Raw genomic sequence first — 26,515 nt, 5'->3', positions numbered from 1 at the left:
TTTACCCCCTTAGGCAATCGCCCCCTATGATGAATGCGAGGCACGGCTGCGCTCACCCATGGCTCCCTAGTCCCGGAAGTGTCGTGTTCAGCGGAGAGCGCTCTACGTCCTCCCAATCGGCAGCGTTCACGGAACCCGGCCCGGCTTCGTCACGCTGTAGAGGGAAGCTCGTCAGCGTGGCAGCGCGCCGGGCGGGCTCAGTCCCCGTGGCGGCGCGGACAGGGAGCGGCGACCTAAGGCGCGGCGGCGGCGGCGGCGGGAGCTTCGCGCGCGGGCTCATGGCCGCGAGTTCGGGCGACGGCACCACAGGCGGAGGAACGTCGAGCGCGCGGGGAGGTATCGGCGGCGCCGGCGACGACGCGGGACGCGCCGAGCTCTCGCGCTTGGTGACGGGCTCGCCGACCTGGACCACCACGGTCTCCTCTGCGTCCATCCGGTAGTCGTCGTGCAGCTGCCACAGGCGCTCCCAGTACCGAGCAGGCGTGCCGGTGAAGGCCTGCAGCTGGCGGGCAAGTCCGGGCGTCATAGGAAGGTCGCTCCTCAGCAACCGCTCCACCTCCCTCGGTTCCAACCCGGTGCTCTCGGCCAGCTTTCTTCTCCACGAAGGCATCGTCGCGCAGAACGACTCGAGCACTCTTCCTGGCCAGGGGACGGGGCGCGCGCGGGCGACTCTCAGCTCCGCGAGCGCCGCGTCGACATGACAGTCCAGAAGGCGCTGGTATCGATCCCGCTCTTCCGCTGCCTTCTCCTTCGCCTCGATGAGGGCGGACTCCTCGTCCTCGTGCGCGTGCTCGCGCGCCTCGCGAAGCCCGCGCTCGCGTCCCAGCGCTTCGCGCGCGGTGACCGCGAAGCCGATCGCGACGCACGCGATCATCGCGAGCCCGAGCGGCGACACGAGCCACATCGCCCCCAACATGTCCTCCATGGCAACTCTCCTCCTGGACGTAAGCATTCCTACGCAAGACAGATCTCGGCCCTGTGCTGTCCGGTCTGAAGACACCATCAGCGTCACCATCAGCTCGCCGTCGATCGACGGCTGACGATTCAGCGGATGTGCCTGAACAGCGCTTCGCGCTCCGCTGCGAGCCGACCGCGCGGGAACTCCCGCGCATGGGCTTCGAGCAGCAGGCGTGCCTCGTGATCGCCCTCTCCGTCGTTGTCCTCGATGGCCCTTCGGGCCTGGCTGATCAGGCGCATCTCGCGTGCGGTGACCGCTGGCCACACGGGGCGCCCCGGGGACGAGATACGAGGTGCTGTCGCCACAGAGGGCGCGGGCGTGCTGCTCGCCACAGCCTCAGCGCGCACGCTGCCTGTCGCCGTCGGCGACGAGCTCTCGGGCGCGGCGGGCGCGGCAGCGGAACGCGCGCTGTCACGTGAGCCTTGCGCCGTGACGTCGTCTGGTGCAGGCGCGCCGCCCGGTGCGCGGAATGCCGCCTTGTGCAGCCACGATTCCGCGCTGGGCAGCGGCGGCACCGCCGAGAGGAGCGCGCCGCTCAACACGACGAACGCACCCTGCACGACGATCCTCACGCCCAGCCGGCGCAGCCAGGCCGTCCACGACGCACGGCGGTCCAGCCCGAGCACCAGCGGGACGCAGGCGCTCTCGTCCCTACCGTGCGCGGGTTGCTGGGCCGTCCACCGCTTGAAAGCCGCAACGAGTCGATCCCAAGCCCGGCGGTGCTGCGCCCTCACCGTATCCAACGGGACGTTCAGCTCGGCGGCGATCGTGGAGAGCGGTGTCCCCTCCAGCTCGTGCTTGACCAAGAGATCCCGGTCCTTGGGGCCGACCCGGTCGAGCAAGTCCCGGGCCAGCTCTTCCTGCTGTCGCAAGCGCAGCAGTTCCTCCGGCGTGGGGCGTTCGTCTCGGGGATCGCGCTCCTCGAACGACGTCAGCACCTCTCCGCGGCGGCGCTCGTTCCGTCTGTGCTTCCGTGCCTCGTTGAGGGCGATCGTGACGAAGTACCGCGCCGGATCGCCGCTCAGCTCGACCCGCCTCGCCGCTTCCAATCCCCGCAGCATCGCGTTCTGTGCGACGTCCTCGGCGTCGCGCGCCGGCACACCGTGGAGCCTGGCCAGGCGCCGGAAGCGGTTGAAGCTGAGGAGATGGGTCGCTGGCTTGCCCACGGTAGGTAGCATCCCTGAGCCGCTCGAAACGGTGCAGGAAAGTGCAAGGAGCGGCAACTTTGGTAGCACCAGGTAGCACTGATACATGCGTTCAGGCGCTCGAGTCTTCGCTACGCTGCCGCGAACAGGCGATCGCATTGCCGCACCCGAACGCAATTTGCCACTGCCAGGGTCACTTTGCATCGATTCGCTCCCGTTGACGCCGCGCGGTTGGCGCGAGTACCGTCCAACCATGCGATGTTCCGCATGTGTTCTGCTGTTCTCTGCGCTCCTCGCCGCAACCGGCGCTGCGAGCTCGGCCAGCGCAGAGGACGCCTATCCGGAGCCAGGACTACGTGACGGCGCAACGGTGAAGGACCATGTTCGCCGCGGTCGCAGGGCGCGCAACGCCGGGCAGTGGACCGAGGCATACGCCTCCTACAAGGCCGCCTTCGAGGCAGCAGACCCGGCGTCCAGCACGGAGCGAGAGCGCGCGGAGCTCGCCGGCGAGCTTGGCCTCTGCGAGCTCGCGCTGCGCAAGTACCGCGATGCCGCCGAGCACCTGGCCTTTAGCCTCGAGCAGCGCACGGCGCTGCCGCTCGCGCTTCAGCTGCGATTCGAGAAAGGAGAGCGCGAGGCAACATCGCACGTCGCGACACTCGTGCTCTCGGTCGATCCGCCGGATGCCGAGGTGCTCGTCGACGGCAAGTGGGTAGGCCGGGTCGCGCGGACGTACAAGCTGTTCTTGGAGCCCGGCCAGCGCATCGTGCGGGCCAGCGCCCCGGGCCGCCTGGATGGGTTCCATGAGTTCGGGGCTGTGGCCGCAACGGCGTACAACGTCAGAATGCCGCTGGCGCGTATGGCGATGAGCCAAGCTCCGGAGAGCGCGCCGGGTTCACCGAAGGAAACGCAGGAGACCAGGAGCCCTTCACCCGTCGTGCGCGCGCAGGCCCCCAGCCCGTGGGCTTCCTGGCCGGGGACGCTGCGTATCGCGGGAATCACCGCCACGACGGCCACCCTGTCGGCGGGCGCCGTCCTGATGATCAGGGCCAGCACGCTGGATGGTGACGCGAGCGAGCAACGCGACGGGCTCACGCGTGGTCGGACGTCCAGCTCGTCGATGTGCTGGCAAGCGTCCCAGCGCTCCTCGTGCGGCGCCCTGCGCCGCCTCCTCGACGAGCGCAACCTCTCCGACGGCTTGGGCACGGCCCTGCTCATCACGGGGGGTGTCCTCGGCGCAGCGACGGCCGCGTCCTTCTTCATCGACCTCTCCTTCCTGGGGCTCTCGCCGGCTCAGGAGCGGATCCACGTCTCGCCCGTGGCGGTTGGGCGTGAGACCGGCGTGAGGATCGAGGGAAGCTGGTGAGGTCAGGAGGGGCGGTGGAGATGCATTCGCAGGGCGGCCGAAGCGCTCGAGGTTCCGTTTTCGCCGTGGTGCTGTGCGCGTGGAGCGCGGGCGCGTCGACCGCGTGCCGTTATTCCGATGCTTGCTGGGAAGGGCTGGACTGTGCCCCCGATCCGGAGCCTCCGCCCGACCCCTGCGCAGGAGCGCCTGGTACCGCGCCGGCAGTGGACGACTGCGGGGTGTTCGTCAGCGCGTCGTCAGGCGACGACAGGCACCCCGGAACGAAGGACGCGCCGGTCAAGACCTTGCAACGCGCGATCGGGCTCGCCGCGCACGGGCGAGGCCACCGCGAGGAGCCGACCCGGCGCGTGTACGCGTGTGGAGGGGAGTTCGCGGAGACGATCACGCTGCCTTCGGGGGTCGATCTGTGGGGCGGACGCCTCTGTGACGGCGGCGACTGGTCGTATGCGGGATCGTTCGACGGACCGGATCATCCGACGATCATCGCTCCGCCGGTGGGGATCCCGCTGCGGGTCCTCGGGGGGAGCGACGCGGTCGTCGCAGGGGACGACGCGACGTCCGTGATCTTCGGCGTGCGCGCCGTGGCGGCGGATGCGTCCGCGGACGACGGCAAGTCGTCGATCGCGATGATCTTGAGCCAGGGGGCCAAGGCGAAGGTGGTGTCGAGCGATGTCATCGCTGGCGACGGCAAGGTCGGGGAGGCGGGCAAGGACGCGCACAGCTATCGAGCGACGGACGGAGCGCCGGGGAACGACGGCGCGCTCGCCTGCACCGTGGACGCCGCTGCGGGCGCCCTACCGGTTGTCAACTTCTGCGAAGACGGCATCGAGTCGACGGGCGGATATGGCGGCGACGGCGGACTTGACGGCGGCGGCGATGGCATGCCAGGAAAGCCGGACCCCGCGGAAAATCCGCAAGGCTACGGGGTTGCGGGGCTCGGCGCGGGCAGCGATCCGTGCACGGAGGGGAAAGACGGCGCACCCGGTGCCAGCCGTGGCCGCGCTGACGGCGCGAAAGGTGAAGGCTACCTCGACATCCACGGATGGGTCGGCGTCCGGGGTGAGGATGGAAAGAAGGGCGGCGCCGGCCAAGGGGGGGGCGGAGGTGGCGGCAGCAAGTCGCGCGGGGAAATGGTTGCGTGCCCTGCAGGCCGGCCCCAGAGCGGTGCGGCCGGTGGCTCGGGGGGGAGCGGGGGTTGCGGGGGCGAGGGAGGCCGGGGCGGCGGCTATGGCGGCGCGAGCATCGCCATCGTCGCACTGGAGGACTCGGAGCTGGAACTCGACGCCACGAAGGTCGTCGCGGGCAACGGCGGCGATGGCGGGGTCGGCGGAACGGGCCAACCAGGCGGCGTTGGGCAGGCTGGTGGCCGAGGGGGCCTCCCTTTCGGCCAGGAGATGTGGCCTGCGTGCAGCGGCGGCTTCGGAGGCAACGGCGGCCACGGCGGTGATGCCGGCGGTGGGCTCGGCGGCGCTGCGATCGGCATCGCGTACGTGGTCCCCCATCTGGCCATCCTGCCCGGCACGATCATCGACGTTGGGCACGCAGGAGATGGCGGCTATGCAGGAAACGCCGCCTTAGACGACGAGGTGGGCCGAGGGGCGAGCGGCCCATGGGGTCCACTCTATCCTTTCGGTGCGGCAAACGAGCCGCCCCGTTGAGTCGCTCATCGCGGCGCAGCCGTCGAGGAATGCCGATGACGTCAAAACGCACGATTGGCCTGCTCCTGGCTCTTTCTCTCGCCGCCGTTGGCTGCGAGAGCGCGCCAGGCCCCATCGATGGCGATGGTCCGCCGTGTGCGCTCACATCGTCGTGCCAGGACGAACCACCGCCGGAAGCCGTCTGCCTCGAGCACCTTGCCGCCGATCGGCTGGCCGACGGCTGTGGCGTGTTTGTCGCCGGGCCCTTCTTTGGCGGCGACGATGCGAATCCAGGCACGAAGAACAAGCCGGTCCGCTCTCTCCATCGCGCGATTGCCCTGGCGCGCATCGGTCGAGGAAGGGTGTTCGCGTGCAACGACGTCTTCGAAGAGTCCCTCATCCTACCCTCCGGCGTGGACCTCTACGGGGGCGTTGATTGCCAAACATTCGAACGCTTCAAAGAGGGTGTTACAACCGGTCTCATCGTCCGTGAGAGACCATTCGCCATTGCTCTGACCGTCGAGCCGGCGGGCGCCGGCGACACCGGGGCGGCGGATGGAGTCTCGACGATCGACCACGTGACCATCCTGGGCGAAACCTATATCGGGATGCTCGTGCGGTCGGGTACCGCGGTGGAGCTCACCCGGAGCGAGATCAGCGCATCCCCCGGAAACGGGGGCGGCCATGGCGAGGAGTGGCCCGGGCCGGACGGAGCACCCGACGGGCCGCACGGCATCTACGGCGGGGATGCGTGCTCGGGCGCCGTCGTCGCCGGCGGGCCCGCGGTGGTGAACCCGTGCGAGGGCGGGATCCCGACCGTCGGTGGCAAGGGAGGAGACGGGCGTGCCGACGGCGCTGGAGACGGGGAGGCCGGCGAGCCCGTACCCGCGCCGGACCCCGGCCACGAAGGGCAAGGAGGACTTGGCAACCGCGAAGACGTTGGCTGCTACAGCGGCTTCAACGGGAAAAACGGCAAGTGGGGTGCGATCGGCGCATCTGGCGAGGGCATCGGGCGGCTCACCGAGACCGGATGGGAGGGCGACAGGGCAGCCGATGGCATCCGCGGCATGCCGGGCCAAGGCGGTGGCGGGGGAGGCGGGCGTCGCGGTGGGCTCGCCGTGTGCGGCGTGGCCTCCAAGGGAGGCGCCGGCGGCGGCTCGGGCGGCGCGGGGGGCTGCGGTGGCCGAGGCGGCCGAGGGGGCGGGAACGGCCAGCCCAGCATCGGAATCGCCGTGCTTCACGCCAAGCTGACGGTGCGCGACAGCCTGCTCACGACGCGCCTCGCCGGGTCGGGTGGGGACGGCGGGGCGCCGGAGCGAGGCGGCGATGGCGGCTGGGGCATGCCAGGCGGGGCCGTGGGGGACGGCACGTGGTCCTGTGGCGGCGGCGACGGAGGCCGAGGAGGCGACGGCGGCTACGGCGGCCCCGGACGCGGCGGCGACTCGATCGGCATCGCCTACCTCGACGAGGACCAGCTCACGCTGGAGGGCGTCACCTACGATCTCGGACCGCCGGGCAAGGGCGGCGTGAGCTGGGATTGGTCTGGCGAAGAGATCCACGGGGAGGACGGCATCCAGGTCGAGATGCAGCGTTTCCCAGAATAGCCGAACTCACGTCATGGGAGAACGGCACGGACCTCCACGACGGCTGCAACGATCGCAGCAAGGCAGGCAGCGAAGCGAACCGCTGGGACCCAAGGAACCATGGGCGTAGGAGGGAACATGCCGGGATGGCCCTTCCGCTCCCCTCCTGGCGATCTCGGCGGCCTTTCTGCTGATCGGGGCACCTTCCAGGCGTCGTGCTACAATGAGGCTACGGGTTCCGAGTTCACCTGCCGACTCGCCAGGAAGCTCCAGGCCCAGGCGACCATGGCGGCCGGCGGCTCGCCTTCACCGTCCCACGAGGCGACCAGCGCTTCGAGCTCGCGCGTGGCAGCTTCGAACTCGCGCTTGGCAGCGATGCCCCATGGAGTCATCGGCGGCTCGAGGAGCACGCGAATCTTCACGAGCGTGTCGATCAACTCACCCTTTCGAAGGACGCCATCCGTCTCCACCACGCAGTAGCAAGAACCGCTCTGCATCTCTGGCATCAGGGGCCACAGGATGCAGTAGAGCGCCGTGAGTACCGTGAGCACCGCGATAAGCGGCTGTGTCAAGTTGCTCGCTTCGATCTGGACGCCGGGTGCCGGCTCATCAGACGGCGATGGCTCCACCCACCTGTGCTGGTCCGTGAACAGGCAGTCGTAGAGTCTAACCTCTCCGGGGAGACGCAGGTTCGTCATCACCTCCGCCACGAGCACGGTCCCGATCTCCGGCGGCATGCGTTCGCAACCGAAGGTCGCTTCGATGTCGCCAGAAATCCACTCCGCGCATGGCTGCTCATCGGGCAGCAGATCGAAGGTGGCATATTCCCTCCCGATGATGGCGAACTTTTGTCCATCGTCCGGACGAGCGACGAACCTAGGATCGAACGGGCTACGCGGAATGATGAAATGTAGTCCTAGAAACTTGACCGAGAACGAGTTCCTCGTTCGCTTCACGATGTCGACCGTGCGCTCGCTATGGACGATGTAGTACGGAACCAGAAAGCTCACATGGAACCACAGCGTTCGACCCGTGGACTCCGGCATGTCGATCGAAAAAGAGTAACAGGCGTCGCAGCCTCCGGTGGGGAGGTACAGCGAATGGTTCATGAACCTACCAGGGAATCCGTCTTGGATGCGACGCCGCAGGTCGTGCCATCGGTCGACCTTCGATGCCTGGATCCGCGCGCGCACGAGCCGGTCGTGCTCTTCGGTCTCCATGCATCGCTGGACGTCGATATCGCCATCCTCTTTGATCCCAACCCCACGGGGATAGTATCGATAGACAATGCCGATCAGCTCGTCGATGTTGTGTTTCATGGATTCACAATCCTGGAGCCGGTGTGTCTGTACTGTCCATCCAATGGCGTTCTCGGCGACAAGTGGACGGCGGCACGGATCTCAACGACGGCTACGAGGAACCTCCGGGAGCCGGGTCGAACGGCCAACTCGCCAGGAACCTCGAGGCCCAAGCGACCATGGCGGCTGGCGCCTCACCGTGACCGTCCCACGAAGCGACCAGAGCTTCCAGTTCGCGCGTAGCAGCTTCGAGCTCGCGCCTGGCAGCGATGCCGCGGGCAGTCTTCGGCTGCTCAATGAGCACGCGAATCTTCGCAAGTGCCTCAATAACCTCCTCTCTCCGCAAGACACCATCCGTCGTTACAACCCAGTAAGAAGAACCGCTTTGCACCTCGGGCATCAGAGCCCACAAGATGTGATACAGCGCCGCAAGCACGTTGAGTACCGCGATGAGCGAGTCTGTCAGGTTGCTCGCTTCGATGTCCACGCCGCCAGCCGACACTTCAGACGGCGATGGTCTTACCCATGCATGCTCGTCCGAAAATAAGCAGTCGTAGAGTCTGACCTCACCAGGAAGGCGCACGCCTGTTGTCACATCCGGCACGAGCACGGTCCCGATCTCCGGCGGCATGCGCTCGCAACCGAAGGTCGCTTCGATATCACGGGAAATCCACTCCGCATATAGCTGTTCTTCGGGCGACAAATCGAAGACAACGTAGCGTTTCCTGATGTTGACGAACTTGAGACTATCGTCCGGCCGCGACACGAAGCCTGGATCGAATGGGCTTCGATAAACAATGAAGCGCAAGCCTCGGAATACAACCACGAACAAGTCGCTCACCTGTTTCACGATCTCGATCGTGCAGGATCTATGGACAATGTAGTAAGGGGCCAGGAAACTTATTTGAAACCACAGCGACTCACCGGTGGATTTTCGAAGATCAATCGTGAAGGAGTAGCAGCCGTCGCAACCGCCCGTGGTGAGATGCAGCGAACGGTTCATGAGCATACGAGGGAAGCGGTCGTCGATGCGACGTAGCATGGATTGCCATCGCTCGTCTTTTGATGCTTGGATCTGCGCAGCCACGAGCCGGGCGTGCTCTTCGGTCTGGCTGCGGAGCTGTTCGTCGACATCATCGGCAATCCCAACGCCACGGGGGTAGTATCGATAGACAACGTCCAACAGCTCGTTAATGCTGTGTTTCATGGATTTTTGAGCCTGGCGCCAAGGCCTTTGTAGAAATCACTAATAAAGCGTTCTACTATTCTAGACTTGAACGTTTTGCAGAATATGCCCGGGGGGAGCTGCGCGCCGCTATCCTTTTCGTATACTGTATCCGCCGACCAGTTCGCCACGTCAGCGCTAATCTGTGCTGCCCTATCCGACGAGATCGTTCCCCACTCTTCGCTTCGCAGTGGCATCCCAATGTGAACCATACACGTTGAGTCGCCCTCATTATTATGGCCGAAAGCCAGATAGGCCTTTGCCTCCTGCCAACCACCTGCAACGCCAATCCCATCGTAGGCAACGATCGTAACAAATTCGAAAGCCCGCGGGTCGATCGGTATTTTGCCTGTGCACCCCATGGTCGGAGTGCCGCTCTGCTGGCATGGATCTGGCGGGCTCGTCGGGCTAGCAGTCGGCCTCTCCGAGCTGTCGCTCGGGCTCTCCTCGTCGTCGTCGTCTTCTTCGAGGTCCGACTCGTTGCACGCGATCTTGCGCTCGCCGCCGCCTTGGGGGTCGGCCCCGAAGTCACCGGATGCGGAGGAGGCGAAGACGGGGCGTGGCTCGGAGCCCGGACCGGCCCCTGCACCCGAAGTTCCTTCCCCGACAGGATAGCAGTCGCCGAACGTCATGTTGCACGCCGCCAGCGCCCAAACCGCGATAGTCAAGATCAAAAATAGAACTTTTCTCACGCTCATTTCTCACTCCATCGAAGCACAGGACCAGCGACAACGACGGCGGACACATAGCCCGGGAGCACCAGGCTGCCCCGACCGACCCAATCCACGTTGACGCTCACCGACACCCCGAGCGGTCCGGCAACGTACGCGTTGGTCTGCGCGTGGCCGCCTACGGCCAAGCCACCGACGCGGCCGCACAGGGTGACGCCGCACGCCGGCATGAGGTAGAACGCGACAGACGGCCCCGCGCTGACGTTGCCGTCCTTCCACGCGTACCCGATGTCAACCGAGGTCTGGTTGTAGATCCCGAGCCCGTTCTCCTGGATCGGGGGTAGGATCGTGCACAGGTCGTGCACCGTGAACAGGATGTCTCGCTGGATGGGCCACGATATGCCCGCGTGCGGCCCCACCGCGAGGCGCGGAATGGTACCGGCCTGGAGCCACCCGAGGCTCACACCGGCGCTCAGCTCAGAGGCCTCTCCTTGCGTCGGTACGACGACGAGCGGGGGGACGACCAAGACCACCCATGGGATCAGCCGGCTTCGTGTGCCCATCGTCTCTCCCCTCTCCGCAACGGACGAGCCACGCGACGACGCGGGCCATCCTGCTGATCGTGGAATTGGACGTCAACCGGAATTTGGACGGCGACACCCCGATGGCCGTGGGTCGTACTGTCCTGAGTGTGCGCCAGTGCGCAGCTGCCTGCGCGGCTCGAGTGCTTGTTCCACGTGCTCGCACTGGCTCCCGGTCCAGCTCGCCGTGAGAGCGCGCGAGCCGCCATACCGCTCGGGTTGCACGACGTCGCCTGCGAAGACGACCCGACGCGCGCCGCGGCCGCGCAACAGCCACGGTGGCTACCGATCGGCCTGCCTCGTGGCGAATACGGGCGCGCGGCCTTCGCCCACGTCAGTCGCCGGCGAGCTCGAACGCGCCTTCGTACACCGCGTCGATCGAGAGGGTAGCGCCGTTCGCCAGCGTCAGCGTGTCACCGGCCTCCAGCACCCGGTAGCGCCAGGAGCCATCCGCCTCGCGACGATAGTGCTCGACCCGCGCAGAAGTCTGCGAAACGAGCACATAGTCGGTCAGCGAGACGAGGCGCTGGTACGCCGCCCACTTCTTGCCGCGGTCGTAGGGCTCGGTGCTCTGCGAGAGGACCTCGACAAGGATGCACGGGTTCGTGAGGACATCGCTCGTGCCAGGTTCCGTGTCCATGGGGCCGCACACAACGACCGAATCCGCATAGACGTAGTGCTGCCCTTGCTCGGCCGAGATCCACTGATCGGACGTCAGCACGTGGTACCCCTTGCCGCGAACGGCCGCTCGAAGCTCCGCGATCATGGCGCCTGACAGCAAGTTATGCCGAGGGCTGCCACCCGCCGTCGCGAACACCTCGCCGAGATGGTACTCGTGCTTCGCAGGCTGGCTCCGCTCCCACGCCAGGTACTCCGCAGCGCTCATGTTCCGCATCGCGGCGGGATCACCCATGGCGCCGAGCCTAGCGCGACCCCGCAGGGGGAACCAGCCCGGGGAGGCTCCCATCACCCTGGGTCGCTGAGCTCATCGGCTCGGGCGAGGACGCGCGCGCGATGGCTGCGCTCGCCCTGGTCACGAGAGCACGGTGCGTGGGCAGGGAGGACCGATGTCGGGATGGCCCCGCCCTACGGGACCACCTCGATCCACTCCGACGCTCGCACGGCGGTGTCGGACGTCGGATTCATCCGGAAGACGCTCGCTCCGAGGACGCCGGTCCGGCGGTTCCGGGCGAAGGTCACGCGCGGCGCCGGACCTGCGTCGAAGTCTCGCAGCCGCTCGAGCGCCGCGATCAGCCCCTCCCGCGTCGCGTGGGCGCCGGCGCGCTTCAGCGCCTCGATCGCGATCTGCGCCGCGACGTAGGCGCTCGCCTGGATCCCGAGCGGCCCCGGCGCCACGCCGGCCCGGCGCAGGAAGGCCCGCAGCGCGTCCTCTGATGCCCGCTCCCGCTCGCCCAGGGAGCCTGGGTACAGGAACAGCACGCTGCCGGCGAGCTCGCGGGACAGCGCCCCGGCATGGCCGGCGATCGATCCCACCGAGGCGTAGATCGGCACGGCCGATCCGGCGGCGTCCAGCGCGGCCCGAGCGCTCGCGAGCTCCGCGCCGGGGCCCCAGAAGAGCACCGCCTTCGCGCCATGCACACGCGCCGCATCGGCGACGTCGCGCGGCGAGAGGCGGCCTGGCTCGAAGGGCAGCGTCGAGGGCGGCGGGAGCTCGCGATGGGCGGCCTCCTCGCGCGCGCCCGACGCCCAGGCCTCGCCGGCGCGATCGCGCGTGTGCACGACCAGGGCGAGCGCCCCCGCGGTCGCAGGAGCGCCGGCGAGGTGCTTGACCGCCACGCGGGCCAGCACGTCGGGCCCCGGCAGCACCTGGAACACCATGTCGTCGGCCCCTGCCGCGATATCCCGCGCGCGGCCCGGGGCGCCGCCGGCCAACCCGGGTGCGCCTGCCCCGCCAGCCCCGCCGGCGAACCCGGGTGCGCCCGCCAGCGCCAAGGGCCCCACGAGCGGCGCTCGCTCCTCCGAGAGGCGCGCCCGCAGCGCCGGATCCCCGTCGAAGGCGCTCCCCACCAGCGCCAGCACGCCGCGGTCCAGGAGGCGCGCCGTGGCCCCGGCCTCGCCCGCCGGCCCGGCGCTGTCCTCCACCCGCAGCTCGAGCCTCCGCCGGTAGAGGCCGCCCCGCGCGTTCACCTCGGCGAACGCCGCCATCAGCACGTCGCGCGCGGCCGCACCCGCCGGCGCCTCCGGCCCGGTCAGCGGCAACGCGGCGCCCAGCGCCACCGAGCCCGCCGTGACGCCAGGGTCCAGATCCCGGCCGACACAATCCAAATATTCAACAAGATCCGATAGATCCGCCTCCGCCAGGCGGTACCGCGGCATCACCGGGCTCAGCCACTTCCCCGCGGGCCCTCGCCCCTCGCGAATCGCCGTCACCAGGGCGGCGGCGGTCATCGCCCCGTCGCCTGCCCCCCTGCCCTGCCCTGCTCCCCCACCCCGCTCGCCGCTGGCCGCCAGGCGCCGCTCGGCCGCGAGCGGCGGTGCCGTGACGCCCCCCTCGGTCGTCCCCTCCCCGCTGGGGCCGTGGCAGCCCGCGCAGGCGGCCTCGCGGCCGGAGAGCGCCGCGGCGCCGCCGGCGATCGCGCCCTGGACGGCCCGGCCGTCCTCGGTCGCGCCGCGCTGGTAGATGCGCTTGCCGCGCCGGGCGGCCGGCGAGAGCTCCTCGCACGACGCCGCCTCGCCCTCCGCAGGCGCGTGCGCCCGGGGCGCTCGCTCATCACCGCCGAGCGCCCACGCCGCGACCGCGCAAATCCCCACCGCCATCACCGCAGCCAGGAGGCCGAGCCGCACCCTGCCCGGACGACGCGCCCTCGACCTAGTTTCGCGTGTCAGAAATCCCGCCAGGGATCTGTCTCGCGAACGAAGCGAGAATTTGACGCAAAGACGCCAAGGGCGCAAAGACGCAAAAATACTCAGAATCTGTTCTTTTTTGCGACTTTGCGTCTTTGCGGCTTTGCGTTGAATTCTCTCGCCGGATCCCTGGCCGGACCTCTGGCGGACGGAACTAGCCACCACCCACGCTCCGCGCCGATGCCCCTCGCGGCGGAAGGAACGCCCGGACCTCGTCCGCGAGGCGCCCCGGCGGCGCGATGCCCTCGACCCGCGTCCAGCGGCCCTCCGCCTCGCGCCCGATGAGCGTGATCGGCGCGTGCCGCTCCTTGATCGGCGCGCCCCCTCCGAGCGCGTCCAGCACGCGGTTCACGCGCTCGCGCCGCCCCGTCAGGAAGGACCAGCCGTTCCGCCGGCCGAACTTCTCGGCGTAAACGTTCAGCCGCTCCGGCGTGTCCATCGCAGGGTCCAGCGAGATCGAGACGAGCCGCACGTCCCGGTCCAGCGCGTCGCCGAGCTGGGCCTGGAGGCGGCCGAAGATGGCCGTCATCGGCGAGCAGATCGTCGTGCAGGTCGTGAAGATGAAATTGACGACGAGCACCCGATCCTTGGCGAGCTCGCGGAGGCGGACGGGCCGGCCGTCCTGATCCACGAGCTCCTCGTCCAGGACCTCGACGCCCTTCGCCGGCAAGGCGCGCACATCCGCCGCGCCGTCCGGGGAGAGCCCAGGCGGCCCCGCGGCGGCGGCGGCGACGTCCGGCGGGCGCCCAGGCGGCCCCGCGGCAGCGGGGGCCGCGTGCTCGCCAGGAGTCTCGCTCCCGCTCCCGCGGCCGCACGAGGCCGCGGCGAGCGCGCCGGCGAGGATAACGACCAGCGCTTTCAATGCACCGAGCGACAGGAAACGCATGTCGGCCTCACCGTGGGTCGTTGAGGTGCTGGACGGCGCGCGCGAGCGCCTCGGGCTCCTCGGTCGCGAACGCCTTCAGCCACATGCCGGTCGAGGTGTCGCCGACGAGCAGCGTCATCGTGTGCTCGTCGGGCCGCTTCACCTGGCCGCCGAGGCGCTTCAGCACCGTGGCGACGTTCTCGGGCGTGCCGGTAAGGAAGTACCAGCCCTCGCCCGCCTTGAACTTCGCGGCGTACTCCTTCAGCGCGGCCGGCGTGTCGTTCTCCGGGTCGACCGTGATCGTCAGCATCGTCACCGCCTGCCCGCGCGCCCGCAGCAGCGCCTGCACGCGCGCGAGGTTCGCCGTCATCGTGGGACAGACGCCCTTGCACGAGGTGAAGGCGAAGTTGATGAGCACCTTCCGGCCCCGCAGCAGCCCGTCGTAGAAGCGGTGCGCGCGGCCGTGCTGGTCGACGAGCTCGGTGTTGGTGAAGTACCGCGCCGCGGCGGCGTCGTCCTCCCGGGAGACGCCGCCGATCTTCATCCGCTCCACGCGCGGCGCCTTGCCCTCCGCGGGCGTGAAGCGCGCCGCCGAGGAGATCGCGAGCGCGAGGGCCGCCGCGGCGAGGGCCGCCCCGGGCCTCATCGCGCACCTCCGCCCTGCGCGCGAGCGCCGCGCGCGGAGACCCGCAGCGGGACGAACGGGAGCGCGCCGACAGGCGCCCCGCGCCCAGGGACGGCGGCGAGGAAGCGGTACTGGCCCGGCGCGGGCGGGGTGAACGCGACGGAGAACGTTCCGTCCCCCTCCGCCCGCGGCGCGCCGCGGAAGCGGTACCCGGCCGGGAACCGGACGACCATCACCTCGATGTCCTCAGCGTCGAGCGCGTCGAGCGGAGGGCCCCCTTCGCCTGCGGTCGCGCGGAAGCGCAGCGTCGCGGGCTCGCCCGCCGCGAGCCGCAGATCGGGCTCGAAGAGCGGCGCGATCGCGATGTCCTTCACGGGGTCACCCCCGCAGCCGGACGCGTCGGCCTCGCCGTCGCCCGGAGCGCAGCGCGCGGGCGCCACGGTCGCCTCGAGGCACACCCCCGTCCGCGGGCGGTCGAGGAGGAGCTCGACGTCGTAGAGCCCCCCCTCGCCGAGGCGCACCGTTGTCGCGTACACGCCCGGACGCACCTCCTTGAGCGACCTGTCCTCGACGAGGATCGATCGCGGCTCGCGGCCGTAGCTCGGCAAGGTGCCGATCGGGGCCATCATGCCCTCCACGTAGACGTAAAGCGCCTTGTCGGCCGGGCTCGCGACGAGGGCGCCGTTGCCCTCGGGCAGGGGCGCGATGGGTGTGGCGAGCGCGGCCGGCCCCGGCCGCGCCGCGGCGGCGAGAGGCGGGTCCTGGCCGACCGCGATGTCGACGAGGGGCGGGGCCGCCGGGCCGCCGAGGGCCGACCTGTCGACGAGCGAGACCCGCGCGGCGCCCCGGTTGCGGATGTAGGCGAAGGCCCCGGTGAAGGTGACAGCGTCCGGCGCGGCCAGCCCGGTGAGCGTATGCGCCACCGCGCCCGTCGCGCCGTCGAGGACGGCGACCTCGTTCGCGGCCGGGTTCAGCGCGAACGAGAACCGCCCGCGCGGGTCGAACTGGAGCGCGCCGAGCCCGGGCTTCAGGGCGACGCGCCCGGCGACGGCGCGCCGCGCGACATCGAGGACGACGACCTCGCCGCGCGCGGCGTTCGCCGCGTGAACGACGCCCGCTTCATCGCTCGCCGCGATGGAGACGACCCCCTCGCCCACCGCGATCTCGCCGAGCGGCTCGAGCGTCTCGCCGTCCACCACGGCCACCGACTCCCCCTGCTGGCTCGTGATCCACGCGGCGCGGCCGCCGCCGGTGAAGGCGATCTCGTGGTGGCCCGGGCCCACCGGGAGCGTCCTTAGGACGTCCGTCGAGCGGGCGTCGATGACGCTCACCGTCCCGTCGCCGTCGTTGCCCACCCAGACCGTGCGCCCGTCGGGGGCGACCACGACGCGCGACGGATCCTGGCCGACGGTGACGTTCGTCCGGACGAGCCCCCGCCGCGTGTCGACAACGGCGAGGCCCTGCCCGCCCCGGAGCGTGACGTAGAGGCTCTCCCGGTCGGGGTGCAGGACGAACGAGACGCCGCGGCCCGAGAGGCTGACCACGCTCCGGAGCTGCGTCCTGGCGAGGGCGACCTGCGGGTTGATGGCCGAGAGGGTGTTGTCCTGGTTCAGCGTCCAGAGGAGGTAGGCGTTCATGTCGACCTCGGGGCGCACGGACAGGAGGCCCGCCATGAAGCTCTTGATCTTCCCCCGGCACGCCGCCTCGTCCGGCGCGGCGTCGACCGCGCCGCCGGCGAGGCTCGCCGCGGACGCGCCGCTGGCGAGGCTCGCCGCGGGCGCGCCGCCGGAGAAGCTCGCCGCGGCGGCGCCGTCCGCCCCGGCGCGGCGCGACATCCAGCCGAGGGGCGTGAGGCCACGGACCGGCGCGCCCGTGGACGCGTCGGTGATGGTGAACTCGGCCACGACGTCGGAGCCCGCCACCGCCGCGGCCGGCGCCGCGCCGAGGCCGGTCCCCCCGCCCTGCTGGCCGCGATCCAGCGGCCGCAGGGCGAACGCGATGGAGAGCCCATCGCGCTCGACCCGGCTCTCCTGCAGGGGAGCCGCCGGCTCCTCGGGCTGCGCCGGCGGCGCGAGCTGCGCCGGCGGCTCGGCCCCCGGGTCCTGCGAGGCGGGGAGCGCCTCTCTCCGGCCGCAGCCGAGCGCCGTCGAGGCGCTGAGCCAGGCCAGCGAGAGCCAGAGTCCGCGCGCGCCCATCGAGGCGCCGTCCATCGAGATCCGTCGCATCACAGGCCCCTCCTCCCGCTCACGGCGTGACCCGCCAGATGCCCCAGAGCCCGCCGGTGAGCATGGCGTTCGACTGGTCCATGTAGAGACGATCGCCGGGGATCTCGAACATGCCGCCCGACCTGAAGTAGGGAGTCACCGTCCACGCGGTCATGGGGCCGATGCCGCCGTGCGCGCTCACGGCGAAGCTCTTGCTGTTCCGGCCCTGGTACCGGGATCCCGAGCCTTGCGCCCACGGGTTGTACGCCCACTCCGTGTTCGAGAGCCCGAACGAGTGCTGGCGCCGGTGCCCCGAGGCCTGCAGCACCCGGAAGCGCACGCGGTCATAACGCCCCGCCGTGAAGATCGGCGTCGCCGGATCGCCGTGCCCCGCCGAGCTGAAGACGCCGCTGACGTCGAGGCCCGGGCGGGTGCCGAGAGGCGCGTCCGGCCCCACGCCGAGCCGCGCCCAGATGGGCTCGGCGCGGTAGTTGAACGCCTTGTGACCCGTGAAGTCGGGATCGGGAGGGCCAGCGACGTTCGCGAGGGTGGCGCCGCAGCCCAGGGCCGGGTTGAGGCAGCGGAGAGCCGCCTGATCCGACTGCAAGGGCACCTCGTCCTGGTAGAGGAGCACGAACTCGCGGAACCAGATCTCGGAGCCGTTCTCGTCCCGGTACTTCACCTGGGCGGCCGCGCGGGAGTTCCGGCTCGGGTACCAGACGGCGCCCTCCGGCTCGACGATCAGCGCGCCGATCCCGCCGTGCATCGGGTGGTTCACCACGTCCGCCATGTCCTTGAGGTTCACGGCGCCGAGCTCGACAGGCATCCAGCGGACGTCGCCCCGCGCCGTCACGGAGATGTCGCCGGCATACCAGGTGTACGTCCGCTGCTTCCCGCGCTCGACCGTCTGATCGGGGTTCTCACCCACGTTCGCGCCGTCGCTCGCCGTGACGTCGAACGCCACGAGCTGCGGGTGCAGCGAGACGCGGTTCGACGGCTTCACCTGGTTGACGTTGAACCCGTCGACGATGGGAGCGTTGTAGTTCCAGTGAGGCGACTTCGGCAGATCCTCGGGCAGGTCGTTGACGAGCGTGACCTCGACGCACTCGCCGGCCGCCGCGCGCAGGACGAGCGGCTCGGGCGGGCGCGCGCCCGAGCGCAGGGCGGCCAGATCCTCCTCGAGGACGAACAGGATGGCGTTGGGATCGTGGAGCCCGTGCGTCGCGTTGTACGTGAGGCGACCGTCCGGCAGGTTGCCCTGCGCGGTGATCGCGTGGACGACATACGGCCTCTTCTGCGCCTCGGGCGGGCACACCTCGACCTCCCGGCGCCCGCCGCTCGGCAGCGACGCGCCCGAGAGCGGCAGGAGATCCGCCTGCCGCTCGCCGTGGACGCGCAGGATGCCCCACCGCCCCTCCCAGAGATCGTCCGTCGGCGCGCCCGCATAGAGGTAGTCCGCGCCGCCCGCCTCGTTCTTCCGGAAGAGGGGCGCCGCGTCGAGCGCGAGGTCCGCCTGCTCCGAGACGCCGATGACCTGCCCGTTGGCGTAGCCGCTGTCGGGATCGGTCGACTCGCTCAGCCACTTCTTCCCGTGCACGGTGAACACGTGCTGCTCCGCCTGCGCGCCCTGGGTGAGGCGGATCAGCGTGCGATCGCCCTCGTACGCGCGGAGCAGCGGCGTCGCGGGATCCCCGTGGACGCGCGAGCTGAAGACGTTGTGCATGGCGCCGGCGTCGCCGCTCTTCTGGACGACCGCGCGCGTGCTGCAGTTGCGCTCGGCGATCCGGAGGGGGATCGGCTCGTTCCGGTAATTGATGAGCCCGACGCCCGAGTCACGCCACGAGATGGCGTCGGGGGTGGAGGGCCCATGGGTGATGGCCACCGGCAGCGGCGCCGGCGCCTGCGACGACGGGTTCACCGGCCGGCCGCACTCGTCGTAGACGGGGCCATAATCGGCGATGCTCAGGTTGAACTCGCGGAACGGGCTCCGGGGGTCGCCCGGGGGAAACAGGATGTCGGCGCGGTAGCTCGTCGGCCCGCCGTCGCTGCGATCGCCGAAGAGCGCTCCCGTCCCCGGATCGCGCCAGATCGAGCCGGCCGGCTCGACGACGAGGCCCCCGTAGAGCCCGTGGTGCTGGTGCGATGAGGCCGAGAAGTGATCGTGGGTGAAGGCCGTGCTCAGCGCGCGGTCCTGGCCAGCCTCGCTCATGACCGGATCGGCCCACCAGCGCTGTGTCGTTGTCTGCGCCCCGAGCGACGCGGTGGCCATGCGCGGGTGGCGCGTCGGGTCCTCGAGCCGCACGCGCGCCCCGGGCTCGCCGCTCCTGACGCCGGCGGCGAGGGCCCCGCCAAGCGCGTTGGCCGCCTGGATGCGCGCCGCCACCTCCTCCATCGCGAGCGCCCCGTCCTCGTAGTTGAAGCCGTTCGCGCCGCCGTCCGAGGAGGTGACGTCGAACTTCACGAGGTGGATGTGCTGGCCGATGACGTCGGTGGGCGAGAAGACCTGGAAGTCGTCCGCCGCGAGCGCCGCCGGGATGAGGTTCGTCGCGTGGAACACGACGCACTCGCCGGATTGCGCGCGGATGAACAGCGGCTCCGGCGTCCGCGTGCCGTCGAGGGTCGCCTCGACGTCCTTCTCGAGGACGATCATGCGCGCCTGCGCGTCGTGCCAGCCGGCCCGGTTCACCGGGGCGTTGGTCTGGACGTAGGCCGCGCGGTAGGTGCGCACCGGCGCGTCTGGCGGGCACGGGTCCGCGAAGGGAGCGCCCGCGGCCGGCGGCTGGCCGTTCACGAGGAAGAGCGCGGGCTTGCCTTCCGCCGTGAAGGCGGGATAGCCCTTGACGGGGAAGCCGTAGCGCTCCGGCGCCAGCACGGCGCCCGGGAACTCGCCCGCGTGGAAGTTGGCGGCCGCCACCTCCGACGGGGTGCCGTCCTTCGGCAAGAGCTGCACGTCGGCCTTGAAGAGCTGCACGTCGAAGAGGCCGCGGCCGCCGACCGCCGCGCCTCCCGGCGGGACGTTCGCGATGTAGTGGCGCGGGAGCCCGCCGTCGTGCTCCATGTCGCGGGGCGGCTGCGACGGCCGGTGCCCCGCGACCGCGGCGACGTAGAACGGATACCCCGGCATGGGGTCGCGCTCCTCGGTCTTGCCGTCGGCCATCCTGACCGGCGTCCGCTCGTAGGTCGGCATCGGCGCCAGCGCGACGCCGGGGATCGGCACGACCGCGGGCGTGGGCGTCCCCGCCGCGATCTCGCCGTCCGGGAGCGAGCGGTCCGGCGTGCCCGCCTCGAAGACGTCGTGGGTGCGCCAGAGCCCCCACATGCCCTGCGCGAAATGGGCATACAGGTGGCAGTGGTAGATGGCGTCTCCCACGGAGAGGTTGCGGTTGCCGCCCCCGCCATAGGTGATGTCATACGTGTAGGCGGCCCTCGGGCCGATGGTCTGCGAGTCGATGTACGCGCTCTTCTCGTTGCCCGGCGACCGCAGCCACTGGTGGCCGTGGAGGTGGAAGACGTGCGTCTCGCTGGGGCCGGCGTGGAGGTTCCTGACGCGGACGGGATCCCCGAGGTAACCGTGGGACACGTTCGAGGGGTCGTCCGGATAGAGGGCCTCCGTCGCGTTGCCGGCGTCGTCCCGATCGATGTTCAGCGCCGGATCCCCGTTGACCCACGAGCTCAGGAAGAACTCCTCGAACTTGCACTCCTCGCAGCTCTTGCTCGGGCCGATCCTCCGCTTGTTGGCGAAGACGGCGCTGCCCAGGCTGGCGGCGCCGTAGTTGATGCCGAAGCCGGTGCGCACGCCGTTGTAGCGCGGGTCCGCCTGGTACTCGGCGATGGGCTGGACGACGCTCAGGATGTCGTGGAAGAGCACCGTGAACTCGCGGAAATAGCCCATGTTCTCGGACGCCGGGGACCCGGCCTCCGTCTCGCCGAAGCCCGCGATGATGGCGTTGACGTCGCCGTGCACGATCTCGCCGGCGTCGTCGATCATCTTCAGGATCGGCTGGCCGGACGCGTCGACCGCGTCGTAGTCGATGCGCGGCGTGCCGTCCGGGTTCGAGGGGTTCAGGGCGGCGGCCGAGAGCTCGGCGGCCGTCACCTGCGAGCGGTACGCGACCGCGCCCGGCGGCTCGACGGTGACGGCGCCGTACAGCGTCTGGGAGATCCGCCGCCCCGGCCCGGGCTCCGAGCCGACCGTGGCGCCGCCGCTGTGCATGAGGAACGTGCCCTCGCGGCCGGCGAAGAGCTCGTACTTGCGCGTCTCGCCCGGCGCGGCCAGCGAGCTCTCGTTCTTCCCGACGTCGCCCGCGAGCGCGTCGATGTTCCGGATCTGGAGCCCGACCACCTGGATCGAGGCGTCACGGGTCGACGCGGAGGTGCTCGGCAGCGGGCCGGTCGCGGGGGTGAGCCAGTTGGTGAACGAGATGGAGAGCCTGTCTCCGGCGTTGACCCGCAGGACGAGGGGCCTCGGGCGCTTGCCCGGCCGCAGCGTCGCGTTGCCAGGACCGATGGACTTCGACGGATCGGCGGCCACCACGTCCCGGCGGAGCGCGTACACCATGCCCCCGGGGTTGAACGCGCCGAGGCGATCGTAGACGAACATCTGATCGATGGCCACGACGTCCGCGAACACCGTCCTTCCAGACGCGGGTGCATGGAAGTCGTAGCGCACCTCATCTTGGCTCTCCAGGACGCTCTCCTCCTCCGGAGGAGCCCCTTCGGAGCCGGAGCACCCAAGGACTGCCACCATCGTCATGGCCCATCCGGGCCGCCAGGGAAGCCTCATCAGCACGGGGATCTCCTTGCTCCTTTGGAGCCGAGCAGGAGCGCTCGCGTCGAACGCTTTTTGTATGCACGCCAGGCACGAGCACGCCGACGGATGCGCGCAACGCAACGCGCGGCCATGCGCCGACCGAAGCCTGGCAGTTGTAATAAAACTCTGTCTCCCAGCCCCCCTCGGGTCAAGAATCTTCGCGATCAGGGGCCCGCCGAGCCGAGAGAACAGGCGCTGTTCCGAACAGACACGCGCGGGACATGCGATGTCCCGGCGGCGGGCGGAGCTCACCCTTCAGCGGCGGTTCCAGGCGTCAGAAGCCGACGCAGACGGGCTCGTCGATGCGCAGCACGGATTCCTGGTTGAAGCGAACCTTGTATTCCTTGCGGATCGCGTCGATGGCGTCCGAGGCGACCTGGCCGCCGTCGTGGAGGAGCATGATCAGACGGCTGTCCTCGCGGATGAGCTTCCCTGTCGTCGCGAGGTACTGGCCGTCGACATCGAACTGGGTGAGCCCGTCCTTGAAGCGCGGGGTGATCGCCGTGTCGACGAACTGCTGCCACTCCGCCTGCGTCACGGGGGGCAGCTCGAACCGGTCCAGGCCGAAGAAGAGCTCGGTCCGCGTCATCGGATCGCCGCGCCCGCAGGCGGCGCCGGCCCGGCCGGGCGAGGGGTGCGCGGCGTCCTTCCGCGCGCCATGGCACGCGGTTGTCGCAAGCGGCGTCGCAAGCGGCGTCACGAGGAGCACGGCGAGCAAGGCACGCGGGAGCGTTCGGCTGCGCATGGCGGCGGTCTCCGGGGCGAGGGCGTTCGGGCGCGAGGCGCGCGCCACCGTACCACGGCCCCACGCCGGGGGCGGGCGGACCGGCGTCGCGCCGCGGAGGCCGGCCGGAGGCCTAGAGCGACAGACGGGTTGAAACCCCGGAAAAGAACAGGAATTTGAACCGCCAAGCGCGCCAAGGACGCCAAGATTCTGTTTTGTTCTTGGCGTCCTTGGCGCCTTGGCGGCTAATTTCTTGCTCGATCAACGTGATCGGCGTCCTAGGCGATGTTGTACGCGAGCAGCGCGATCCCCGCCGCGATCAGGACGATGCCGCCGATCTGCAGCGCCGTCAGCGTCTCGTGCAGGACGTAGACGGAGAAGACCGAGATGAGCAGGAAGCCGCCCGACGACATGATCGGATAGGCGATCGACAGGTTGATGCGCTTGAGCGCCAGGACGTAGAACAGGATGTTCGACGCGAAGAGCACGAGCCCCAGCACGAGGTGGTAGTTCGTGACGAGCGCGAGGCCCTTCTCGACGAGGGACAGCCCCTCCATCGAGGGGACGCGCCGCGACGCCAGCTTCATCAGGATGTTCGCTGTCGCGTTGAAGACGAGGGCGATGATGAGGAAGAGGTAACCTTGAGCCATGGCTGACGTGCGGCGAGCGCGCTCCCCGGGGGAGCTCGCCGTGCCCGGGAGGGCACCGGCGCGGCGCGCAGCAGTAGCAGATCCGGGAGGGTGGCGGGAACGACAAAGGGTGGGGCGAGGCCCTCGCGGCGCGGCCCGCGCCTCGCCCCGCACCCCGCGGAGGCCGTCGTGGCGCGGCCCCTCGGCGCCTCAGGCGGGCGGGGCGCCGCTCCCGTCGCCGAGGAACGCCATCACCGAGGCCACGTCGTACGCGTTCTCCCAGTGCTCCGTGATCAGGCCCCCGCGGAAGCGCCAGACCCCGCAGAACGGCATCGCCAGGCTCGCGCCGCCGAGGTGGGCGCGCAGCACGCCGAACGCGGCGCCGAAGTGATCGTTGGCGAAGATGTGCTGCACGTCCATCAGCAGGGTGCCGCCGGTCATGCGGATCAGCTCGCGCTCGTGGGTGGCGGCGGCCGCCTTGCCGACGACGCGGCCGGCGGCCCTGTCGGGGCAGAGCTCCCGGTGCGCTGTGTGCAGGACCATGTCGTCGGCGACGAACTCCCCGATGCGCGACAGATCGGCGTAGAGGGTGCGCAGCTTCTGGACGTTCGGGTGGGCGGAGCTGGTTTGCTGCTGGGTGTTCATGGCATCTCCTTCGTGTGGGCGGATCCCGATTCCGACGCCGATGGACGCCACGTCTTCGCGGCGGCGGCGGCGTCCTCGATGGCGGCCAGCTCGCTCTCGTCGAGCTTCATGTCCGCGGCGCGACAGTTCTCTTCCAGGTGCTTGATGGACGAGGTGCCGGGGATGGCGAGGATGGACGGCGACCTGTGCAGCAGCCAGGCGAGGGCCAGCTGGGCGGGCGTCGCGCCGCGCTCCTTGGCGAGCCCGGAGAGGACGCTGCCGGGCTTGGCGAGATCGCCGTGTCCCATGGGGAACCACGGGATGAACGCCATGCCGTGCTGCTCGGCGTACCGCAGGGCCTTCTCCCCGGACCGGTCCGCGACGTTGTACAGGTTCTCCACGGCGGCGATCTCGGTGATCTCGCGCGCCTTGGCGAGCTGCTCCACGGTGACCTCGGGCTGCCCGGAGAGGCCGATATGGTGGATCTTGCCCTGCTCCTTGAGCCGCGCGAGCTCGCCGAGCTGATCGGCCAGCGGTACGGCCGGGTCGATGCGGTGGAGCTGATAGAGCTCGATGCGCTCGAGCCCGAGGTTTCGCAGGCTCATCTCCACCTGCTGGCGGAGGTACGCCGGACGCCCGCACGGGACGATGTACGGGCGCCCCTGGACGGTCCAGTCCTCCGGTCCGGAGCGCAGCAGCCCGCCCTTCGTGGTGATCACGAGCCCCGCCGGGTACGGGTGGAGGGCGCGGCGGATGATCTGCTCGTTGGTGTCCGGGCCGTAGGCGTCGGCGGTGTCGATGAAGTTCACCCCGAGGTCGACGGCGCGCCGCAGGAGCCGGACGGCCGCGTCCGGGTCGGCGGGCGGGCCCCAGTAGCCCGGCCCGGTCAGGTACATGGCGCCATAACCCATGCGGCATACGGGACGGTCGCCTCCGAGCGTGAACCTCAGCGACGGCGTCTTGAGCGATGCGTTGGTCATCAGCCTTCCCTTCCTCTTCTCACACGATTTTCATGGCAGGAGCGACAGGGCCGCTGTCACGCGGCGGAGGACGAACGCCCTCCGCCCCTGCTCTCGCCGTGATCGTTCACCCAGGAACCGACGGCCATCTCCGCCGTGATCCCCGGGCCGAACCCCGCGATCACGCCGCGCGCGCCGTCGGGCATCGGCCTGTCCGCGAACAGGCGTCCCAGAGAGTCGAGCACCACCGCGCTCGCGATGTTGCCGTATTCCGTCAGCGTGGCCCTGCTGTACCGGAACGCCTCCTGGGGCACCTCCAGGTACTTGCACAGATCGTTGAGGATGCGCGGACCGCCCGCGTGGACGATGTAGAAGTCGAGGTTGCCCACGTCCCAGCCGTGGCTCGAGACGAGCCGGCGCATCACGGGGGCGAGGGGCTTCATAGTCCCGGGGACCCGCTTGTCGAGCCGGAAGTGAAAGCCCGTGTCCTTGACGGCGTACGAGATCCACTCCTCGGTGTCCGGGATGAGATACGCCTCGTTCCGCTCCAGCCGGATGCCTGTGCCTCCGCTGCCCCGGACGACGACCGCGCCCACCGCGTCCCCGAAGAGGCCGTCGGACAGGAGCGATCCGACGTCATCGTCCGTCGGCTGGTAGCAGAGAGAGCAGAACTCGCAGGCCACGATGAGCACGTTGGCCTTCGCGTGAGCCGCGCAGAAGTCGTGCGCGCGGCTGATGGCCGCCGCCCCGGCCGCGCAGCCGAGCTGCGCCATGGGGATCTGGCGCGTATCGTGCCGGAAGCCCATGGCGTTGATCAGGTAGGCCGTCATAGACGGCATCATGAAGCCGGTGCACGAGACGAAGATGATGGCGTCGATGTCCCGCGCGGTGAGCTCGGCGTTCTCCAGCGCCTGCCGTATCACCGGCGGCACCCGTCGCTTGGCCTCCCGTTCGTAAATTCTATTTCGGATCTCGAAACCAGGGTGAGCGAGCGCCTGCTCCAGCGGCTGCACGATGTGCCGCTTCTGCACCCCGGTGCCGTTGATGAGCCGCAGCACGAGCTTCAGCTGCGGGTTTCGCGCGTGCAGCCGCTCCGCCAATTTCAGCGTGTCTTCCCGCGTGATGATGAACTCCGGAACCGCGACCTCCGGCCTGCACAGTGTGGCCATACTTCCCCCCTACACATGATGAACTCGGAACGTCCGGCGTCGGCCGAGCCGCAGCGAACGGCGCCATGGAGCGGCACACGGAAGCAAGGACGTCGCGTCGAGTTACCGCGCCGCTACCGCGCCGCTGCCGCGCCGCCCGCTCTACAAAGCCCGGAATTCCCTCCGGACGCCCATGGCGCCGCAGCGTCGGGCCGCCAACGATTCCTTCGAGTACCGCAGGAATCACACATCGTCAATGGAAGGCGTGCGATTCCTAACAAGCCGTGTGCACTCAGCGAACACCCGACTCGCCATCCGTGCTCAACGTCGATTGTTCCTCATCCGCGCGCGCGTGCGTCCGCGCTCCCCGGCAAAGCGCAGCGCGGGCGGCGGCGCCCCGCGCCCCGCGCTGCGAGCGCGCCAGACGCACTCGGGTCTGCCCCGGGCAAGCCATCTCTCACGCTCGCGGCGCACCGCGGACGGCGCCCCCCGCGGGCGGAGCATTGGCGCGCACATTCAGAGTTGCAGTCTCGCGCGAGCGCCCTCTCGGGGTCCACCGGCGGCGCGTGGGAACATGGGTGTTCGCGCGCGAACAACC

At 69.9% G+C, this 26,515-nt stretch carries 21 protein-coding genes; 3 read left to right on the top strand and 18 right to left on the bottom strand.

Going from position 1 to position 26,515, the window contains the following annotated elements:
- Positions 1–52 precede the first annotated feature (52 nt).
- Both WMF45_RS11910 and WMF45_RS11905 read right to left on the bottom strand, forming a co-directional pair.
- Positions 53–925, bottom strand: a complete 873-nt coding sequence (locus WMF45_RS11910; protein WP_437717030.1) for a helix-turn-helix transcriptional regulator — start codon at positions 923–925, stop codon at positions 53–55.
- Between the two features lie 119 nt (positions 926–1,044).
- Entirely contained in the window at positions 1,045–2,211 is a 1,167-nt protein-coding gene (locus tag WMF45_RS11905; protein WP_437717029.1) for an RNA polymerase sigma factor, read from the bottom strand.
- 145 nt (positions 2,212–2,356) lie between these two features.
- Here WMF45_RS11905 and WMF45_RS11900 point away from each other — a divergent pair, with 145 nt between their 5' ends.
- Positions 2,357–3,469, top strand: a complete 1,113-nt coding sequence (locus tag WMF45_RS11900; RefSeq protein WP_437717028.1) for a hypothetical protein — start codon at positions 2,357–2,359, stop codon at positions 3,467–3,469.
- A 203-nt stretch (positions 3,470–3,672) separates the two neighbouring features.
- A complete protein-coding gene (locus WMF45_RS11895; RefSeq protein ID WP_437717027.1) occupies positions 3,673–5,127 on the top strand; it encodes a hypothetical protein in 1,455 nt (484 codons plus the stop codon).
- Positions 5,128–5,168: 41 nt separating this feature from the next.
- On the opposite strand, the gene WMF45_RS11890 is transcribed toward WMF45_RS11895, so the two are convergent.
- Positions 5,169–5,432: a hypothetical protein gene (locus WMF45_RS11890; RefSeq protein ID WP_437717026.1), complete on the bottom strand. Its 264-nt coding sequence runs from the start codon at positions 5,430–5,432 to the stop codon at positions 5,169–5,171.
- A gap of 252 nt (positions 5,433–5,684) precedes the next feature.
- Between WMF45_RS11890 and WMF45_RS11885 the strand changes: the two genes are divergently transcribed.
- On the top strand, positions 5,685–6,710 hold the full coding sequence (locus tag WMF45_RS11885) for a hypothetical protein (RefSeq protein WP_437717025.1): 1,026 nt from the start codon (positions 5,685–5,687) through the stop codon (positions 6,708–6,710).
- 197 nt (positions 6,711–6,907) lie between these two features.
- Here the strand turns inward: WMF45_RS11885 and WMF45_RS11880 are convergent, their stop codons facing one another.
- The 15 genes from WMF45_RS11880 to WMF45_RS11810 all read right to left on the bottom strand — a co-directional run bounded on the left by WMF45_RS11880 (position 6,908) and on the right by WMF45_RS11810 (position 25,938).
- The gene (locus WMF45_RS11880) at positions 6,908–8,008 is read right to left on the bottom strand and encodes a hypothetical protein (protein ID WP_437717024.1); all 1,101 of its coding nucleotides are present in this window, start codon (positions 8,006–8,008) and stop codon (positions 6,908–6,910) included.
- 91 nt (positions 8,009–8,099) lie between these two features.
- Positions 8,100–9,194: a hypothetical protein gene (locus tag WMF45_RS11875; RefSeq protein WP_437717023.1), complete on the bottom strand. Its 1,095-nt coding sequence runs from the start codon at positions 9,192–9,194 to the stop codon at positions 8,100–8,102.
- A complete protein-coding gene (locus WMF45_RS11870; RefSeq protein ID WP_437717022.1) occupies positions 9,191–9,910 on the bottom strand; it encodes a hypothetical protein in 720 nt (239 codons plus the stop codon). The genes WMF45_RS11875 and WMF45_RS11870 overlap by 4 nt, the downstream gene beginning before the upstream one ends.
- Positions 9,907–10,446, bottom strand: a complete 540-nt coding sequence (locus tag WMF45_RS11865) for a hypothetical protein (protein WP_437717021.1) — start codon at positions 10,444–10,446, stop codon at positions 9,907–9,909. Before WMF45_RS11865 ends, WMF45_RS11870 begins: the two co-directional genes overlap by 4 nt.
- A gap of 352 nt (positions 10,447–10,798) precedes the next feature.
- Positions 10,799–11,377: a Uma2 family endonuclease gene (locus tag WMF45_RS11860; protein WP_437717020.1), complete on the bottom strand. Its 579-nt coding sequence runs from the start codon at positions 11,375–11,377 to the stop codon at positions 10,799–10,801.
- 173 nt (positions 11,378–11,550) lie between these two features.
- Complete coding sequence (locus WMF45_RS11855; RefSeq protein ID WP_437717019.1) at positions 11,551–13,242, bottom strand: ABC transporter substrate-binding protein; 1,692 nt, start codon at positions 13,240–13,242, stop codon at positions 11,551–11,553.
- 241 nt (positions 13,243–13,483) lie between these two features.
- On the bottom strand, positions 13,484–14,215 hold the full coding sequence (locus WMF45_RS11850) for an SCO family protein (protein ID WP_437717018.1): 732 nt from the start codon (positions 14,213–14,215) through the stop codon (positions 13,484–13,486).
- A 7-nt stretch (positions 14,216–14,222) separates the two neighbouring features.
- Complete coding sequence (locus tag WMF45_RS11845) at positions 14,223–14,840, bottom strand: SCO family protein (RefSeq protein ID WP_437717017.1); 618 nt, start codon at positions 14,838–14,840, stop codon at positions 14,223–14,225.
- A complete protein-coding gene (locus WMF45_RS11840; RefSeq protein ID WP_437717016.1) occupies positions 14,837–17,044 on the bottom strand; it encodes a YncE family protein in 2,208 nt (735 codons plus the stop codon). Before WMF45_RS11840 ends, WMF45_RS11845 begins: the two co-directional genes overlap by 4 nt.
- Positions 17,045–17,063: 19 nt before the next feature.
- Positions 17,064–21,776, bottom strand: a complete 4,713-nt coding sequence (locus tag WMF45_RS11835; protein WP_437717015.1) for a copper oxidase — start codon at positions 21,774–21,776, stop codon at positions 17,064–17,066.
- A 331-nt stretch (positions 21,777–22,107) separates the two neighbouring features.
- Entirely contained in the window at positions 22,108–22,578 is a 471-nt protein-coding gene (locus WMF45_RS11830; RefSeq protein WP_437717014.1) for a DUF3574 domain-containing protein, read from the bottom strand.
- Positions 22,579–22,835: 257 nt separating this feature from the next.
- Positions 22,836–23,207, bottom strand: coding sequence for a DMT family transporter (locus WMF45_RS11825; RefSeq protein ID WP_437717013.1), 372 nt, complete (start codon positions 23,205–23,207; stop codon positions 22,836–22,838).
- A gap of 189 nt (positions 23,208–23,396) precedes the next feature.
- A complete protein-coding gene (locus tag WMF45_RS11820) occupies positions 23,397–23,831 on the bottom strand; it encodes a nuclear transport factor 2 family protein (RefSeq protein ID WP_437717012.1) in 435 nt (144 codons plus the stop codon).
- A complete protein-coding gene (locus tag WMF45_RS11815) occupies positions 23,828–24,790 on the bottom strand; it encodes an aldo/keto reductase (protein ID WP_437717011.1) in 963 nt (320 codons plus the stop codon). The genes WMF45_RS11820 and WMF45_RS11815 overlap by 4 nt, the downstream gene beginning before the upstream one ends.
- Positions 24,791–24,846: 56 nt before the next feature.
- Complete coding sequence (locus WMF45_RS11810; RefSeq protein WP_437717010.1) at positions 24,847–25,938, bottom strand: type III polyketide synthase; 1,092 nt, start codon at positions 25,936–25,938, stop codon at positions 24,847–24,849.
- Between the last annotated feature and the right edge of the window lie 577 nt (positions 25,939–26,515).

This window comes from Sorangium sp. So ce448 (genome assembly GCF_051520915.1).
Lineage (GTDB): Bacteria > Myxococcota_A > Polyangia > Polyangiales > Polyangiaceae > Sorangium > Sorangium cellulosum_B.
Note: the sequence above shows the minus strand (reverse complement) of the source record. Positions and strands in the feature narration are given on the sequence as shown.